This is a genomic window from Streptomyces sp. NPDC058086, assembly GCF_042885015.1.
Taxonomy (GTDB): domain Bacteria; phylum Actinomycetota; class Actinomycetes; order Streptomycetales; family Streptomycetaceae; genus Streptomyces.
The window spans coordinates 1-16175 of sequence record NZ_JBHVST010000160.1 but is presented as its reverse complement, the minus strand read 5'-3'; the positions used below and the strand labels follow the sequence as shown (position 1 = coordinate 16175).

Below are 16175 nucleotides of genomic sequence, written 5' to 3'. Positions count from 1 at the left end.
CGAGCGTCAGGTACGGGATGCAGTCCGCGCAGCTCAAGGACATCCGGGCATGTGACCCGGAGCGTCAGGGCCGCTGGTCGTTCTCCTCGCAGCAGACGACGCTGCGCCGTCTCGACAAGGCGATGCAGGCGTTCTTCCGCCGGGTCACGTCCGGTGACACGCCCGGCTATCCGCGTTTCCGTGGGGTGAACTGGTTCGACACGGTGGAGTTCCCCAAGGATGGGGACGGCTGCCGGTGGGACTCCACCCCGCACGACCCCGTTACCCGCGTCCGCTTCCAGGGTGTCGGTCACGTCAGGGTCAACCGGCACCGCGCCGTGGCCGGCCGGGTCAAGACCGTGTCGGTCAAGCGCGAGGGCCGTAAGTGGTTTGTGGTGCTCAGTGCCGAGCAGGACCAGCCGGAGCCGCTGCCCGCGACCAGCAGCGTGGTCGGGATCGACCTGGGCATCGCGAACTTCCTCGCCGACTCGAACGGCGGGTTCGTGCCCAACCCTCGCCACGGGCGTAAGGCCGCCGCGAAGCTTGCAGCCGCACAGCAGGCACTGCCCCGGTTCCCGCGCCGCAAGGCGAAGGACCGCACCGCCAGCCACCAGCGCGCGGTGGAGAAGGCCGCCCGGCTCCACGGCAAGGTGCGTCGCCAGCGGCTCGACCACGCCCACAAGACCGCGCTCGCCTTGGTGCGCGCACATGACTTCATCGCGCACGAAGACCTCAGGATCCGCAACATGAGCAAGGCCCCGGCACCGAAGCCCGATCCCGGCCGGGCGCGTTCCTGCCCAACGGGGCCGCCGCGAAGGCCGGGCTCAACACGTCGATCAGCGATGCCGGATGGGGGGTGTTCCTGACGATCCTGCACGCCAAGGCTGAAAGCGCCGGACGGGACGTGATCGCCGTGGACCCCCGCAACACCTCCCGCACCTGCCCCGCATGCGGGCACACCGCGAAGGAGAACCGGCCCACACAGGAAAAATTCCACTGCATCGCCTGCGGCCACCACGCCCACGCCGACACAGTGGCAGCCACCAACGTCCTACGGGCCGGGCTGGCCCGCCGCAACGCCAACCCGGCATAGCGAGAAGCCCCCGGCTACAGCCGGAGGAGGAGTCACCCAACCCAGCGTCCTACGGAACGGAACGCTACGAGCAGCCAACCCGACCGCGCTCCGCTATAGCCAATACAAGGCGGGAACCTCAGGTCGGCCAGATGCCTCGCCCTGCTGATCATGGGTCCGGATCGCAGGGCAAAAGCCTACTTTTCGAGTCAAGACTGGAGATGTGCCACCCGGCAGCCTCATGGGGTTAGGGGCCATGCAAGGGCGCAGGCGCAGGTCAGAGGCGGATGTATGCGTAAACGCATGCGCTGGTGCATACTGGGTGCATGGCTGACACCAGCGTACGGATCAACACCACCACGAGGGATCGCCTCGCGGCTCTCGCCAAGGCCCGCGGCATGAGTCTGGCCGCCTACCTCGACGACCTCTCCCAGCAAGAAGAGCACCAGGCGCTGCTGGGGCGAGCGAGCGCCGCGTTCGACGCCGCGATCGACCGTCCGGGCTTCGTCGACGCCTTCGACAAGACATTCGGCGGCCTCCCCGCAGCGCCCGCCAGTAGCCGGGCGGCCTGATCTTGGAACTGTTCGTCGACGTCCGGTGGCTCCTCGACCGCCAAGAGCGCGTGCTCGGCAAGGACCTGCAGATCCGCGACTACTCGGCGCTGGTCGCGGCCGTCGCGCGGCACCGGGTGAATACCCCACACCTGGACGTGTCCGACCCCGATGCTTACTGGCGTGCCGCCGCGCTCCTGGACACCATCGTGCTCCAGCGGCCGCTCCCTGCGCGGAACGAGCTGTACGGATATGCCGTCGCCGTGGCGTACATCGAGGCCTCCGGCGAGACCGTCTCCGCGAGTCAGGTCCAGTGGATTCAACTGATCGAGGACATCAAGGCTCTGCGACTGGACACCTTCGACATCGCGGATCGTCTCCGATCCTGGCGGGCCCCATGATTATCCAGTGGGGTCCGATCTTTAGGCGGCTTCAAGCAAGAGACGAACGCCCCGGATCGGGCGAATCATCGCTTTACGAGTCGTAGGGGTACTGGAGCATCGGCACGAGCCAGCCGTCTTAGGAGTCCCTGGTTCTCACGGTGGAATCCCGCCGCGAGACGACAAGGTTCAGCGGGTCACCTCGATCGAGTACGACGAGGAAGTGGCCGCGCGTGCACGGACAGCCCTCGGACGACGGGGGCTTTACCCAACGCTCGTCAGCGGCGACGGCCTCCTCGGCTATACCGAAGGGGCACCGTACGACAGGGTGATCGCTACCTGCGGCGTGCGCACCGTTCCTGCGGCCTGGATCGAGCAGACCCGACCCGGTGGCCTGATCCTGACGACCATCGGTGGCTGGCTCGGCTCGTCGGAACTCGCACGCCTGACCGTCCACGACGACGACACGGCAACCGGGCCACTGCTGAGCGGTCAGGTCAGCTTCATGCTCGCGCGCCCGCACATGCCGCCCGCGCTGGGCCTGCTCCCCGACCTCAGCAAGGGCAAGGAGCGCAAGGCCATCATCGGAACCGACGCACTGAACGACTGGACATCCCGCTTCGTCGTACAGCTCGCAGCTCCCCACGCACAGCACCTGACGATGGAACGCGACGGGCGCACCGAGCACGTTCTCGTCGACGTCGAGTCCGGCTCGTGGGCTGCCCTCTATGAGAAGAACGGCCGCTGGATCGTGCGACAGGACGGGCCCAACGCCCTCTGGGATCCTGCCGAGGAGCAGCTCGGCCGCTGGCACGCGGCCGGCACTCCAGCACTGGAGGAGTTCACCGTCAGCGTCACCCCGCAGGGCCAGACCATCAACTGGTAGACCCCCCAGGCCGGTCCCGCCCGTCCGCCCTCGTGGCGGACGGGACGGGCTCGCAATCCAGGTCAACGGACGCCGCTTCCCAGCCATGGCCTTCCACTTCCGGAGGGCATGACGAACTACCTACTCCCCTGATCTAAATCCGGCCCTTCCCTCGCGTCGCCCCGGCCTCGTGGGCCTCGCGCAGTGCCTCCCACGGCGTGCATTCCTCGACCGCCGGCAGCCCGTTGGCTGCGATGTCCTCGAGCGCGCTGGCGAACCGGTCGGCATCGGCTCGGGTGCGGGCGGCGTACGCGCGGACCGCTTCGGCGGCCGCGGGCTCCAACGGCTGGCGTGCGGCCGGTTCCTGACTCATGACGGTCTCCCGTAGACGCTGGGCACACGGGGCAAGAAGATTCCGCTTGGACCCATACGTGACCGGCAGACGCGTCTCCGATGTACCGGGTCGAAGGCCTCCCGGCCCGCAGCGACCGGCACTACCGTGGACCTCACCACGATGCGCAGCGGCGGCTCCGGCCGGATCGGTGTCTAGGACAAGACCTACCCGCTGTCCAGCTCGGTCTTCTACGGCCTGGTCCGCCCGTAACCCAAGGGCCCCGAGCGCGGGCGGCTCGCACGGCCGCCCGCCCCCGCGGGCCGCTCAGTCACACGAAGTGTGATGCGATGAAGGAGCCGGGGCCTCCCCGCTGCGACCGAATGCAGACGATGCTCGGTCCAGGAACGCGGAAATTCGTCCACAGGCAGTAGGTCCTGATGAACCGTCAAATAGCCTAAGACGGGTATCGGGCCGCAGTTCGCAGCCGACGGGGCGCGGTGGCGCCCCACGCAGGCCACTTGAGCAGAGTCGAAAACCGGCCATACTTTGCCGGACGAACACGGACCGCACTCCACCTCCTGGACACAGGAAGCACACAGAAAATCCATGCGCCGCCGGGCCACCGGGACCCCGACCACGGACCGTTGGGCGGCAGGAGGTTTCACGCCAGCGCCCTCACGGGCGTATCGAACCTCTGTGCGGGCCCGTGTATGCCTGCATAGGGTGGAGCCGCGCATGACGCGGAACCTGACCAGTTCCGCGTTCGCGCACGTCATTCAGCGACCGGGGGAACACCGTCGCTCACGGGGATAGGTTGCGTCGCCATGCGGTCATACCGGCTCGGCACATGTATCGATGCGGTTGGTCCAGCGTGCTCCTGAGCACCCCTCAGAAGCAGCTCGCCGCTCTCCGCTGTTCGGCCGTTCCTCGGGCTCGTACCCCCCAGTGAACGCAGAAAGGGATGCCTTCTTGCACCCCAGACCATGGTTCCGGCTGCCCACAGCACGAAGATCGCGAAAGCTCACCTCCGCCGTCACCTCAGCAGCTGCGCTGACCGTTCTGGCCGCTCTCGCGGTACAGCCCGGCTCGATCAAGCCGAACATCGAGCCGGTAGCCGACTCCTACCCCTGGTACGACGACACCGCCGCTGAGCAACTGCGCCAGGACCAGTGCCTGATGGCCGACGTACTGCGCCTGGGCGGCCCGTCGATGGCCGCGACCGCGCAGGACGCCCTCAACCAGACGCCGGACAAGCTCCACGTCCTGGCCGACCGCAAGAACTGGGAACAGACACCGCTCGCCGTCGCGTACAACAACGACCGCGACGCGGCGGGCAAGGAGATGGACGCCCTTTCCGCTCAGCGGGAAGCCTGGCAGAAGCCTCTGGACGGTCTGGCGACTCCCGGCGGATTCACCGTCACCGACTTCCACTTGCCGCCCGACGGCGACAAAAGTTTCTACTCCCAGACCGGTCTGTCCGCCTGGGTCGCCGACCGGTTCTGGAAGACCGACTCCGACTTCTACGACGACGCCACCCCGAGGGCCGACGACAAGACCCTCAAGGCCGTCGACCAGGTGGGCAACCCCCTCTACGGGAAGGACCCCGATCCCACCGGGACGACGCAGGCGGAGTGGAATCGCGCGCTCGCCGAGCGCAGCGCCTTTCAGTGGATGCACGGGGGCCCCGCGACGAACGCCGGCGCGGACGACGCCCGTCTCTTCCTGTCCTCCGGTGGCTTCCCGCACAGCGCGCCGCAGCCGGGCACGCCGGAGTACCGCATCGCTGTCGAGGACGTGAAGAGCCGCTTCGCCGCGTGTGGTTGGCGGGATCCGATCGACCCGGACAGCGTGCTGGGCGACATCACCTCCACGGCGGCCGGCGAGTGGCAGCAGGAGGTCACTTCGCAGGCCGCTCAGCGCAACCAGATCCTGGGCGCGAACAAGGACGCGGTCAACGCCCTTTCCAAGGGTGCGAAGGCTTTGAGCGACATGCTGGGCCAGTCCTGGGTCGCCGACCATCTCACTCGGTGGCAGGACTACTGGATGCCGGGCGGTCTGGGCTGGGTGGGCGACAGCCCCACCGTCATCGAGGTGCACGCTGCGAAGGACAAGTGCCTCGACGTCCAGGGCGGCAAGAAGGACAACGGCACGCCGGTCCAGGTCTACACCTGCAACGGCTCCGCAGCGCAGAAGTGGGTGCTCTTGGGCAGCGAAGACAAGCTGCACCTGCAGAACGTCAACTCGCTCAAGTGCCTGGACGTGGCCGGGAACAACACGGCGAACGGCACGAATATCCAGATCTCGTCGTGCAAGGACTCCACGTCGCAGACCTGGGCGTCCGAACTGCGCGGCGCCACCAGCCTGAAGAGTGTCGGTACGGGCAAGTGCCTGGACCTGCACACCTTCGACAACGGCAACGACGCCAAGCTCTACACCTGCAACGACACCGCCGCGCAGCAGTTCGACATCAAGCCGTCCGGCCACAACGGCACCGGACAGCTGGACTACCCGGACAAGGCGCAGTTCGACAAGGCGAAGGCCGGTGTTGCCGCCGCGCAGGCCGCTGCGAAGAAGCAGCTCGCTGTCCTGAAGACCCAGCTGACCGCCGCGCAGAAGGCCGCGACCACCTCGGACACGGCCGTCCAGGCCGCCTACGGCATCGCCGACACCAACGGGGCGCCGCGTGGCCGTGGCCTGCTGGTCGGGCAGCAGAAGGACCAGGTCACCAAGGGCGCGGCCGCCGCGCTGACGGCGCTGGAGAAGGCCGGTGAGACCGCCGAGGCCGCCACCCGCGCCTCTGCCGGCGACAGCGCGACCATCGCGCAGCGCGCCCTCGCCCAGGCCGCCCAGTCGAAGGCCGAGTTCCGCAAGAAGGCCGCCGAGACGGCCGAGCTGCAGGCCAAGGCCGCAGCCGACGCGGCCAAGGTGCACCGGGACAACGCCAAGAAGGACAAGGAGACCGCGGAGGCCAGGCTCACCGACGCGCTGAAGGCCGAGGGCGACGCCAGGGCGGCCGCCGCCGACGCGCACGCCAAGCGGCTCGCGGCGGAGGCCGAGGAGAAGACGGCCAAGGCGGAGAAGGAGACGGCCGCCGTCAAGCGGTCCGAGGCCGCCGAGCACCGCAAGAACGCAGAGTCCCAGGCAACGAAGGCGAAGGACGCCAAGGACAAGGCGGAAGCCTCCGAGAAGACCGCCGGGGACCGGCGCGACGACGCGGTCAAGGCGAAGGACCACGCCAAGTCCCTGCGGGACGACGCCTGGGACGCCGAGCAGAAGGCCGACGCGGCCCGCGCCAAGGCCGACGCCAAGAACGCCTACGCCGACTCCCTCGACTCCGGTGACGCGGCGACCGCCGCCCGGGCCGCCGCCAACGACGCGGACAAGGCGGCCGACGACGCCGAGACCGCGGCGGGCAGGGCCCGCTCCGAGGCCGACGCCGCCACCCAGGCGGCAGCCGACGCGGACGCCGCGGCCACCCGCGCCGAGGCCGCCGCCAAGCGCGCCCGCTCCGACGCCGACGCAGCCCAGGCCGACAAACTGAAGGCCGACGCGGCGGTGAAGACCGCCACCAGCGCGGTCGCCGACGCCATCAAGGCCTCCCAGGACGCCTCCGCCGAGGCCAAGGCCGCGGTCAAGCTCGCCGACGAGGCGGAACAGCACGCCAAGGACGCCAAAACCCAGGCCAACGCCGCCAACGCGGAGGCCGCCAAGGCCCTCGTGGCCGCGGCGAAGGCCGCCGGCTACGCCCACGTCACCGCCCAGGCCGCCGTCGACGCCGGCAAGTCGGCCGAACAGGTGGCCGACCCGGCCAACGACGCCATCCAGCTCGGCTCCCCCTACGTCGACAAGGACTCGGCGGCCGCCCTGGTCGTACTGACCGGACAGGCATCGAAGTCGATCGCCGGCCAGCAGCAGGCCGTCGCCGACGCCCACGCCAAGAACGCAGCCGCCGAGGCCCAGGCCGCCAAGAACCTCGCCGACCAGGCAAAGGGCGACACCAAGGAGGCCTACCAGCACGCGGCCAACGCCGCCCAGTACGCGGCCGACGCCCGCACCTACTCCAAGGACGCCCTCGGCTACGCCGCCGACGCCGCCACCGCCGCCTCCAAGGCCGCCGCATCACTGGCCCGCACCGTCGACTACGACCAACAGGCCACCGCCGACGCCGCGGCCGCCGACAAGGCCGCCGGCAACGCCGAGGGCTACGCCAAGGACGCCCGCGACAGCGCCGACGCCGCCGAACTCGACGCCGCCGCCGCCCGCTCCGCCGCCACCCAGGCCGAACAGGACGCCAAGGACGCCCGAGCGGCCGCCACCCGCGCCGACACGGCCGCCACCGAAGCCGAACAGGCCGCCAAGGACGCCGACAAATACGCCGAGGAAGCCCAGGAAGCGGCCGACAGGGCCGAGAAGAGCAAGTACAACGAGCAGATCACCTCTGGTACCGACGGTCTCGGCAGCGTCTTCTACGTCACAAGGATCGAAACCGTCGGTGATCCGACAGACGTGACGAAGGACAACTGCGGGGGCATCGTCCACACCGGAGACTGCAAGGTAACCGCAACGATCCACTTCAATGTGATCGTCGACGTCTACCTGTGCACGGAGAAGAACATCCCAGCCGTACAGGCCGGATGTCCTGAAGAGAACACCATTCACGTCGCAACGCAAGTGGCCAAAAATCAGAGTGAGACGGTGACTCGCTCCATTTCGATGGTCGAGTTCAATCAGGGTATCGACCCAGTGGATATCGTCATCGGTGATTTTATTGGCTGCGGTGAAAAACTCAAGGCCATGGTCACGGGGGGCGGCGGAGGAACCTGGGGTGATTGTGGCTGGGCGACCTTCGACGTAGTATCCACCGTCTTCGGCGGACGAATCATCAAGTCCGTCACGGACGCACTCAAGGCGGTTGACGCCTCCTTGCGTACCGGAATCGGCGTCAAGGACGCATTCCAAGCGCTGAAGGCAGTAGACGGCGTGAACCCCGCCATGGTCGCCGATGTCGAGCGGATGGTGAAAGAGTCTGAAAAGCTCAAAATAGCGTGCGGTGTCAACAGTTTCCCCGGCTCGACCCGAGTTTTGACGGGAGATGGGTCATACAAGGCGATCCGGGACGTGCGGCGGGGCGACATGCTGCTCGCCTCCGATCCCACCACCGGGGCCCTGCACCCAGAGCCGGTGTCTGCCACGTTCCGGCACGACACCCGCCATCTAGTGGACATTGCTCTGGTCGGCGGTGGACTCCTGTCCACCACTCCAGGTCACCGTTTCTTCGTCAACGGTCGCGGCTGGACCCTCGCATCCGACCTGCACGTCGGTGACCCGCTACGTACCAAGGACGGAGCATTCCGAGCCGTCGAGAGTCTTGACGACCGGTCCGGACTTGCACCGAAGCCGGTGTACGACATGACCGTCTCTCACCTCCACACCTTCTATGTCGTAGTGGGAACCACACCGGTTCTGGCACACAACTGCGACGGAACGGTCTACTGGCTCAAAGAGAGTGGAACCAGTACTGACCCTGATGTCCTCAAGTACGATGCCGGAGCGCTGGGATCCAGACCGGGACTCGCGCCTGCCCTTCAGTACTACAAAGAGGGACTGACCAGGCTCAGCGAGATCAAGTTCGACGGTGTCGACTGGGTCAACAAGATTATGGTTGACCGGAAGTGGAACATCAGCAGGCGCACAAAAAGTTACCTGCAGGCACGTAACCAGGCGCTCGCGCTGGAGCAGAACGGGATGACCGGAGTGTGGGAAGTCCCGAACGAAACCGTCGCTCGTCAGGCCAGGAAGATGCTGTCCTCCCAGCTCATCACCAACATCCGAGTGAGGGTCGTCGCCCCATGAACCATCTCACCCACATCCTCGCGGGCACCATCATGGATCTCGATGTGACCATCCGGTCGTCGTACGTGCCGGACCCTGTCGACCCTGACGACCCCCGGGGAGTCGCTCCGGCCGACGCCGCCAATCTTCTCGAACCGATCTCCGCTGTCAAGGCGGCACTTGGACAGGCGCCGGAGCAGGACCGGCGCGAACTCGTCCAGCTTTTTCGGGGGATCGCCGCACAGGTACCGGAGAGGGGGAGGCCGTTCGCCACAGCGCTGTGCGAAGAGATGGCCTCTGTACTCGATCAGCCTCACGAGCAGGGACAGGGACAGGCCGGTATCACTCGTTCTCTCGCGAAGGCCGTGATGGACATCCTCAACGCCATCGAACTTGCCGATGAGGACATCATCGATGACGACGACGCCGTCAAGATCATCGAATGGGTCAGCGGGAACCTGAACAACGCGCTCGCCAAGAGGCCCGAAGAGGACCGGCAGGAACTCGTTCGGCTGTTGTGTGACATCGCCGGTGAAGAGCAGGATCCGGAACGTCGTGAACTCGCCCTGCAGTTCCCTGAAGCGGTCGGTCTCGTGCCGGAGGAGTGATGCTCGCAGACTGACAGGCCCCGCCAATTCCTGCTGGTTCGGGCGGGGTCCGCCGGTCCAGTGGGTCGCGGTGCCCCGGCACGGGCTGTGAATGCTTCTCATGAGTTGAGCGTTCGACAGAAGCGATGCTCATGCCTCCGGGGAACGGGGTGCGAGTGGTCCTGAAGAGGCTTCCAGGCAAGAAGGGCCAGGACGGCTTCATCGTGTTCGATTCGTATCCGTTGCCCAAGGAAGCGAGCCCGACGGGCCTCCGGACACAAAGCGTGAACGGCTGACATCCACTGCGGGTGGTCCGTCCCTGCAACGGGACGGACCACCCGCCGACGTCTTTCGAAGGCAGGGCAAGGCACCATGGCGAGACAGCGTGAGCAGTAAGGCATTCTCTACGCAGTACTTGCGCACCCGCACCCGGCCCAGGTCTTCCGTATGGACCTGGTGGAACCGGACCGAACGGTCCTCGGTGGCGCTCATCAGCTTCACCGGAATGGTCACCAGGCCAAAGGAAATGGCGCCGCTCCACAGCGGTCGGGGCATCACAGACCTCCACGACGACCCCGAGCCCACCAGCTTAGGAGCCCCCGACACGGCCCGCTCCCCCACAACACCGGCGGGCGCCGCAGCCACGGCCGCCGCAGGCTGGAGGGGTGGACTGGCCCGCCTCCGTCGCCCTGGCCCAGCCCGTACCGGAACTGCCCCCCGGCACGGACTGGAGCTACGAGATGAAACTCGACGGCCACCGAATGATCATGTGGCGGACCGGCGACGGGGTCCGCCTGCAGGCCCGCTCCGGACGCGACGTCACCGCCACGTGGGGAGACCTCGCCCTCGCCGGAAACCACCTCCCGGCCGGGACCGTCCTCGACGGCGAGGCCGTCATCACCACCGAGGACGGACGGATCAGCTTCGACGCCGCACAGGCCCGAGCCGCCTCCTCCCCCACCCGCGCCCACCGCCTGGCCGTCCAACGCCCCGCCCACTACATCGCCTTCGACGCCCTGCAACTGCCATCCGGCGACATCCGGCCGCGCCCGTACAGCGAGCGCCGCGCAGCCCTCCTCAGCCTCCTGGCAGAACTGCCCGCGAACACCCCGATCCAGGCCGTCTCCGCCACCACCGACCGCGACACCGCACTCACCTGGTACAACACCCTCCACAACCAGGGCATCGAAGGCATCGTCGCCAAACGCACCACCTCCCCCTACCGGGCCGGCCGCACCGGAGGATGGCAGAAAATCCGGCATGCCGAGACTGTCGACGCCGACGTGATCGGCTACACCGGGCCGCAGACCTGGCCCCGCACGCTCGCGGTACGTCTTCCGAACGGACGCACCGAACTCACGCAGACGCTGTCGGCGCCGCTCGCTGCGCAGATTGCGCAGGTCCTGGTTGCGGCCGGTCCAGCAGAGCAGGACCGCACAGACACCAGTGAGACCTACACCAGGATTCCTTCCGGCCTCGCCGTCGTGGAAGTTCTGGCAGGTACCACCCGCCACGCCGTCCTGACCCCGGTACGCCTTCGAAGGGCGCGCAGTCGGCCAGCGCCTGGCGTGTGACCTGCACCGGCAGTCCGGACCGAAGGGTGGCCAGGTTGAGGACGAAGGCATCGCTGCCGACGGTCTTCCGTGCCTGTGCGGCTGCGGCGCGGGCCACGTCCTTGCAGGAGGCGAGGGCGGCGGGAAGCCGTCCGACTGTCGCCGCTCCCCATGCGTGGTAGGCGGCCACGACCGGGTCCAGGCCGTCGGGCTGGGCGGGTGATTCACTGCGGAAGGTCTCGACGGTGATCCGGGTCCTGTCCGGTTCGGCCACGTCGATCTGGACGAGTCCGGAGCCGTTTTCCGGCGCTTTGATCACATGGCGGCCGCCGGACGACCAGTGGTACCAGGCGCTGTGGCAGTGTCCGGCAACGACGATCGGCAGGGGCCAGCCCTGCTCCTGGTCGGCGATGTCGTGGACGATGCCGCTGTGGCTGACACCGATGACGACGTCGGCACCCGCGGCGGTCAGCCGGTCCCGTTCGCGGGCCAGGAGCGTTGCGGTCGGTTCGTGGAAGGTGAACCCGGACCGCTCCTGGAGCGGGATCGCTTCGAAAGCCTGCTGGCCGAGGTATCCGACGATCCCCACGCGCTGTCCCCGCGCGTCCAGCACGATGCCGCCTTCCCAGCGACCGGCGAAGGCCTGGGGCGGGCGGACGTTGGCGCACACCACCGGCGGGAACGTCTCCGGGCTCTCGAGCCGCATGAGGTCGGCGAAGTCGTGGTTGCCCGGGACGAGCGCGTCGTACAGCTCCGTCAGGAGACCTCGTTCGATGTGTCCTTGGGAGAACTCGTGGAAGGCGTTGCCGCCGAAGAAATCGCCGGCATCCACCACAAGTGCGCCGTCAACGCGTCGCTGACGCAGCGCTGCCAGCAGGCCGCGCCCCTCGGGAACAGCGGAGTGAAAGTCGTTGGTGACGACCAGGGCGGGCATCATCGACGCCTCCGGATCGCGACCACCCGCAGGGTTCCGGGCGCTGCCGGCCAGAACTCACCCCGGGAGATGCCGTCGATCTCCTCCCAGAGCAGACCGTCGTCGGCGCCGAGGGCGCTGCGGTCCTCCAGGGTGCGGCGCGGCACGACCACCACCCCGCGCGACACCTTGCGGGTGGCGGTGAACACGTGGGAGGCCAGTGCCGCGGACAGCTCCCAGTCGAAGGGCAGGATCGACACCAGCGCGCTTCCCTGGTCCAGCCCGCCGTCGAGGTCGACGCGGCGCACGTCGTTGATCGTGACGCGCGCCCGCTGGCCGAAGGGCCTCAGCCGGTCCTGCAGGATTCCGCCGAGCCGTGCGTCCCTCTCCACGGCCCAGATCCGGCAGCCGGCATCCGCGACGGCCGCCGACAGCGTGCCCAGCCCTGCCCCCACTTCGAGGACTTGTACCGCGGAGGTGAGGTCGGCACAGTCCAGCAGCCGCCGGGCCGTGTCCGCAGAGCGCAGGAAGTGCTGACCCAACTCGGCACGCGTAGCGAAACCACTGCGCGCGAGTACTTCGGCAGTGCTGGACGTGCCAGTGTGTAAGAGCGGCGGCGCATCCCCAACTCGGCGCGCCACCTGGTCGTAGGACATGGCAGCCCCTTTTCGCATAGTTCCTGAGCCGCCTGATGTGCTGCGGCTCCACGAGAATCGGCTCAACTGTTCGACTGCGTCGATGGCGTAGAGGGAGTCCCGCGGGAGTCCCCGTACACCCCCGGAGCAGTCAGCGGCACACGGTGGACGACGGGCGGGACAGCGCGGCAGCGCACCCTGGGGAGGGTGATGCCGCGCTGCCGTCACTGCTCGCTCCTGTGTGCGGTGCGAGGACGAGCGGCCCGGAACGAGGCCACCTCCGACAGCGTCGCCCCAGGCCTTGAGGGAGGTCATTGCGCCTGTTCAGGGCCCACATTGCGGATAGCCGCAATGCGCACACCGGCCTGCCGGTCGAGGGGCAGGTCGGCTACCGTGAGTGTTTCCAGGACCGGTTGTACGGGGGTGCCATGGCTGCCTCAATCACACGCTTGCGCCGCGCCGCCATCGTGCGTGAAGCCGCCCAGGTCCGGATGCGGTGTCAGCGCACCGGCCACACGAACGAGCAGGCCGCGGCGGCAATCCGCGAGGCGCTTCCGGAGGTCACGCAACTGGAGGCGTGGCGCCTTGCCCTGGGCTGGTCCAGGGCGGACACCGTCACCCAGATTGGAGAGCTCTACCGGGCAGAGGGGCTGATGCCGCCAGGCTTATCGGAGTCGATGCTGTGCCGGTGGGAACACGACCCCGATGAATGGCCGGGCAGGGACTACGCAGTAATGCTGTGCCGCGTCTACCGCGCCCGGCCCGAGCAACTCGGCCTTCATCAGGTCCAGCGTGTACGACAGTTGTCCGCATGGACGGCGGAGATGATCGGGTACGGTCGCCACGACGCCGGCGTCGCCGCATCCGGCCGACAGGAAGGGGCGGAGCAGATGACCACCGTGCTGGGCTTCCGGCTGTCAGAGAGTCCCTCCACCTGGCGCTCCTGGCAGAGCCCGAAGGCAACGCCCTGGTGGCCGAGCTCGCTGAGGCCGCTGCCGACCACTACGCCCTGAACTACTCCCGGCACCCGGTACCGGTGCTCTTCAGGGAGGTTCACGCCACCCGCGCCCTGCTGACAGAGGTCCTCGCTCCGGGCGGAGCCAGCGCCGATCTGCAGCGCCAGGTCGGCCGACTCTCGGCCCTGCTGGGCAACCTCGCCTTCCACTTGGAAGACTTCTCAGGCGCCCGCACCCACCTGGCCACCGCCGCCGCATACGCGGACCGGTGCGGCGACGCGGCCCTGGCCGCATGGACGTACGGGGCGCTGAGCATGGTCACACGCAGCACCGGCAATCTCCCTGCCGCGCTCACCTACGCCGAACGCGGCGCGGCGGCTCCCCGCGGGCTGGTCCGCGCCCAGCTGCACGCCTGGGCCCTGCTGCCCACGCTCGCCCTGCAGGGCCTCGACCGGGAGGCGACCTCCGCGCTTGAGGAAGGACTGACCGAGCTCGAAGCCGACCCTGTTGGCGAGGCGCCGGACCGGTTCGGCTTCGACGCAGCCGAGTTGGCCCTGCACCAGGCGGAGGCGCACCTCGCGCTCGGCCGCACCGCACAGGCCCGCTCCCGCGCCGAAAGCTCTGCGGCCACCTGCACAACCGGCACCCCGGGATGGGCCGCCGCCACCTTCGTCCTCGCCCAGGCGGAGGCTTCCGCCCAGCCGTCCGACGCCGCCCAACGAGGCATGGACGTGCTCGACCGCATTCCGCCCAGCCGCCTGCGCTCCACCGCCCGCACCCGGCTCAAGCGCCTCGACAGCCTGCTCGCTGACTGTCCGGCCGACAGTGTGAGCGACCTTCGCGAACGTCTGAACACCCTGCCGCCGCCGGTCGACGCCCACGGCGCCGCCTCCGCCTGATACACCTCCTCCGGCCTCCCCGCCGCCTGGTACGCGGCTTCAAACAGCGGCTCAACCGCCGGGAGTGGACACAGCTTGAAGGGAGTCCCGCAGGAGTCCCCAACCGGCAATCCGTCACCGGTCGCGTGCGGTGAGTGATTGGATGGAGGGGTGGAAGAGACCACCCGTCACCCACTGGCCGTCGCGCGCGCAGCCCGTGACATGACGCAGGTTGCGCTCGTCGCCGGGGTGCAGGCTGCGGCCCGCCGGCGCGGAATGCGGTCGGGTACCGACAAGGCACGGGTACGCAAGTGGGAGCGGGGCGTGGAGCCCAACGAAGAATCCCAGATCTATATCGCCGAGGCGCTCGGCCTGCCGCCGGACATCGTCCGCAGCGACGACTGGCCGAACTGGCTGCCGCTCACCGCCGACGGCGTGGTCCCGCTCGGACCCCACAGCTCCGTGCCCGCCCTGAGAGAGGCCCTGCGAACAGCGATGGAACGCCGCACCCTTTTAACGATCTCCGGCGCCGCCCTGACCGCGCTGGCCGCGGACTGGGCCCTCGGCCCCACCGGCGCTCTCGCCCAGGCCCGCGACGGCAAACCGATCAGCGAGGAACTCGTCGCATTCCTGGAGACCTCCACCCAGCGACTCGCCAGCCTCGCCACCGAGCAGCGCCAGCACACCGCCGTACTGCTGGACGCCCACCTGTCCACCGCAACCGACCTGCTCGCACGCGGCCGGCACACACCCGCCACCGGGCTGCGCCTGCACACCCTGGCGGCCTGTCTGTCCCAGACCGTCGCCTGGCACCGCTTCGATCTGGGACATCACACCCACGCCAGCCAGTACTGGATCGCCGGCCTGCACAACGCCCACGCCGCCGCGGACCGCGACATGGGCGCCGGCCTCCTGGGCGACCTCGCCTACCAGGCCGCCTGGCGCAACGACCACGCCACCGCGGCCGACATCCTCAACCACGCCCTGACCCGCGCTCAAAACCCCGCCGCCCGCTGCCTGCTCCAGCTGCGTCTCGCCCGAACCCTCGCCGCGCGCAACGATCGCCGCGCCGTGCTGCGCGCCCTCGCCGCGGCCGAGAAACACCTCAGCGACGCCGGCACCGACCGGCCCGCCTGGTGCGCCTGGGTGTCCGACGCCGATCTCGCCGTGGACTCCGGCCAGGCCCTGCTGGACCTCGGCGACACCGGCCGCGCCCACCAGCTCATCACCGAGGGCGAACGCCTCCTACCCACGGCCCGGGACAAGACCCGCGGCGTCTTCCTCGCCTACCGCGCCGCAAGCTACCTCGATCTGAAGGAACCCGAGCCCGCCGCGGCCGCCGCCACCCAGTCCCTGCTCCTTGCCCGCCGCATCGGAGCACCCCGCTGCGTCGCCCTCGTCGACGACCTGCTCCCCCGCTTCCAGCCCTACGCCCGCGCCCGGGGAGTTCCCGAACTCCTCCAGCTCGCTGCCGCATAGCGCTGAGCGGAGCTGATCAACCGCACATCACGTCACGCCCCACGGGAGAGGGTCTATCAGGAATGAGACTCTTCCAAGATTTTCGTAGCCGGTGATTCCCGTGGACTTTGAGGTCAGCTGAGCAGGATGCGCTGGCGTAGGAGGGGGTGTGCGGCGCGGCC

11 protein-coding genes and 3 pseudogenes are annotated in these 16175 nt (G+C 68.6%); 10 read left to right on the top strand and 4 right to left on the bottom strand.

All coding sequences use genetic code 11. The annotated features are described in order from the left end of the window. The 4 genes and pseudogenes from ACFVWD_RS53610 to ACFVWD_RS53595 form a co-directional block, all read left to right on the top strand. Nucleotides 1-1072, top strand: a pseudogene (locus tag ACFVWD_RS53610) (RNA-guided endonuclease InsQ/TnpB family protein); the annotation flags it as partial. 305 nt (nt 1073-1377) lie between these two features. Next, entirely contained in the window at nt 1378-1623 is a 246-nt protein-coding gene (locus tag ACFVWD_RS53605; protein WP_389606072.1) for an antitoxin MazE7, read from the top strand. Nucleotides 1624-1625: 2 nt separating this feature from the next. Continuing rightward, complete coding sequence (locus ACFVWD_RS53600; protein WP_267059465.1) at nt 1626-2003, top strand: toxin Doc; 378 nt, start codon at nt 1626-1628, stop codon at nt 2001-2003. Between the two features lie 55 nt (nt 2004-2058). Next, entirely contained in the window at nt 2059-2868 is an 810-nt protein-coding gene (locus tag ACFVWD_RS53595) for a hypothetical protein (protein ID WP_389606074.1), read from the top strand. Nucleotides 2869-3001: 133 nt separating this feature from the next. On the opposite strand, the gene ACFVWD_RS53590 is transcribed toward ACFVWD_RS53595, so the two are convergent. Next, nucleotides 3002-3220 carry a hypothetical protein gene (locus ACFVWD_RS53590; protein ID WP_389606070.1) on the bottom strand — a complete coding sequence of 73 codons (219 nt, stop codon included), beginning with the start codon at nt 3218-3220 and terminating at the stop codon, nt 3002-3004. A gap of 930 nt (nt 3221-4150) precedes the next feature. Here ACFVWD_RS53590 and ACFVWD_RS53585 point away from each other — a divergent pair. Beyond that, complete coding sequence (locus tag ACFVWD_RS53585) at nt 4151-9034, top strand: RICIN domain-containing protein (RefSeq protein WP_389606069.1); 4884 nt, start codon at nt 4151-4153, stop codon at nt 9032-9034. Beyond that, nucleotides 9031-9621 (top strand): hypothetical protein, encoded by a 591-nt coding sequence (locus tag ACFVWD_RS53580; protein ID WP_389606067.1) that lies wholly within the window; start codon nt 9031-9033, stop codon nt 9619-9621. Before ACFVWD_RS53585 ends, ACFVWD_RS53580 begins: the two co-directional genes overlap by 4 nt. 387 nt (nt 9622-10008) lie before the next feature. Here ACFVWD_RS53580 and ACFVWD_RS53575 read toward each other — a convergent pair. Further along, nucleotides 10009-10155: pseudogene (locus ACFVWD_RS53575) on the bottom strand (Ku protein); the annotation flags it as partial. A gap of 110 nt (nt 10156-10265) precedes the next feature. Between ACFVWD_RS53575 and ACFVWD_RS53570 the strand changes: the two are divergent. Continuing rightward, the gene (locus tag ACFVWD_RS53570; protein ID WP_389606066.1) at nt 10266-11174 is read left to right on the top strand and encodes a DNA ligase; all 909 of its coding nucleotides are present in this window, start codon (nt 10266-10268) and stop codon (nt 11172-11174) included. Nucleotides 11175-11520: 346 nt separating this feature from the next. Here ACFVWD_RS53570 and ACFVWD_RS53565 read toward each other — a convergent pair. Together ACFVWD_RS53565 and ACFVWD_RS53560 are read right to left on the bottom strand one after the other, a co-directional pair. Continuing rightward, nucleotides 11521-12087 (bottom strand): annotated as a pseudogene (locus tag ACFVWD_RS53565) (metallophosphoesterase); the annotation flags it as partial. Further along, nucleotides 12087-12722, bottom strand: coding sequence for an rRNA adenine N-6-methyltransferase family protein (locus tag ACFVWD_RS53560; protein WP_389606065.1), 636 nt, complete (start codon nt 12720-12722; stop codon nt 12087-12089). The pseudogene ACFVWD_RS53565 and the gene ACFVWD_RS53560, both read right to left, overlap by 1 nt. 293 nt (nt 12723-13015) lie before the next feature. Here ACFVWD_RS53560 and ACFVWD_RS53555 point away from each other — a divergent pair, with 293 nt between their 5' ends. From ACFVWD_RS53555 to ACFVWD_RS53545, 3 genes are all read left to right on the top strand, one after another. Further along, on the top strand, nt 13016-13714 hold the full coding sequence (locus ACFVWD_RS53555; protein WP_389606063.1) for a hypothetical protein: 699 nt from the start codon (nt 13016-13018) through the stop codon (nt 13712-13714). Next, the gene (locus ACFVWD_RS53550) at nt 13672-14556 is read left to right on the top strand and encodes a hypothetical protein (RefSeq protein WP_389606062.1); all 885 of its coding nucleotides are present in this window, start codon (nt 13672-13674) and stop codon (nt 14554-14556) included. The genes ACFVWD_RS53555 and ACFVWD_RS53550 overlap by 43 nt, the downstream gene beginning before the upstream one ends. Before the next feature lie 150 nt (nt 14557-14706). Beyond that, complete coding sequence (locus tag ACFVWD_RS53545) at nt 14707-16014, top strand: XRE family transcriptional regulator (protein ID WP_389606061.1); 1308 nt, start codon at nt 14707-14709, stop codon at nt 16012-16014. Nucleotides 16015-16175: the final 161 nt, after the last annotated feature.

Bases quoted from the DNA above. Each gene is read 5' to 3' on its own strand.
- ACFVWD_RS53605 (WP_389606072.1), top strand. From the start codon at position 1,378: ATGGCTGACACCAGCGTACGGATCAACACCACCACGAGGGATCGCCTC.
- ACFVWD_RS53590 (WP_389606070.1), bottom strand. From the start codon at position 3,220: ATGAGTCAGGAACCGGCCGCACGCCAGCCGTTGGAGCCCGCGGCCGCC.
- ACFVWD_RS53580 (WP_389606067.1), top strand. From the start codon at position 9,031: ATGAACCATCTCACCCACATCCTCGCGGGCACCATCATGGATCTCGAT.
- ACFVWD_RS53560 (WP_389606065.1), bottom strand. From the start codon at position 12,722: ATGTCCTACGACCAGGTGGCGCGCCGAGTTGGGGATGCGCCGCCGCTC.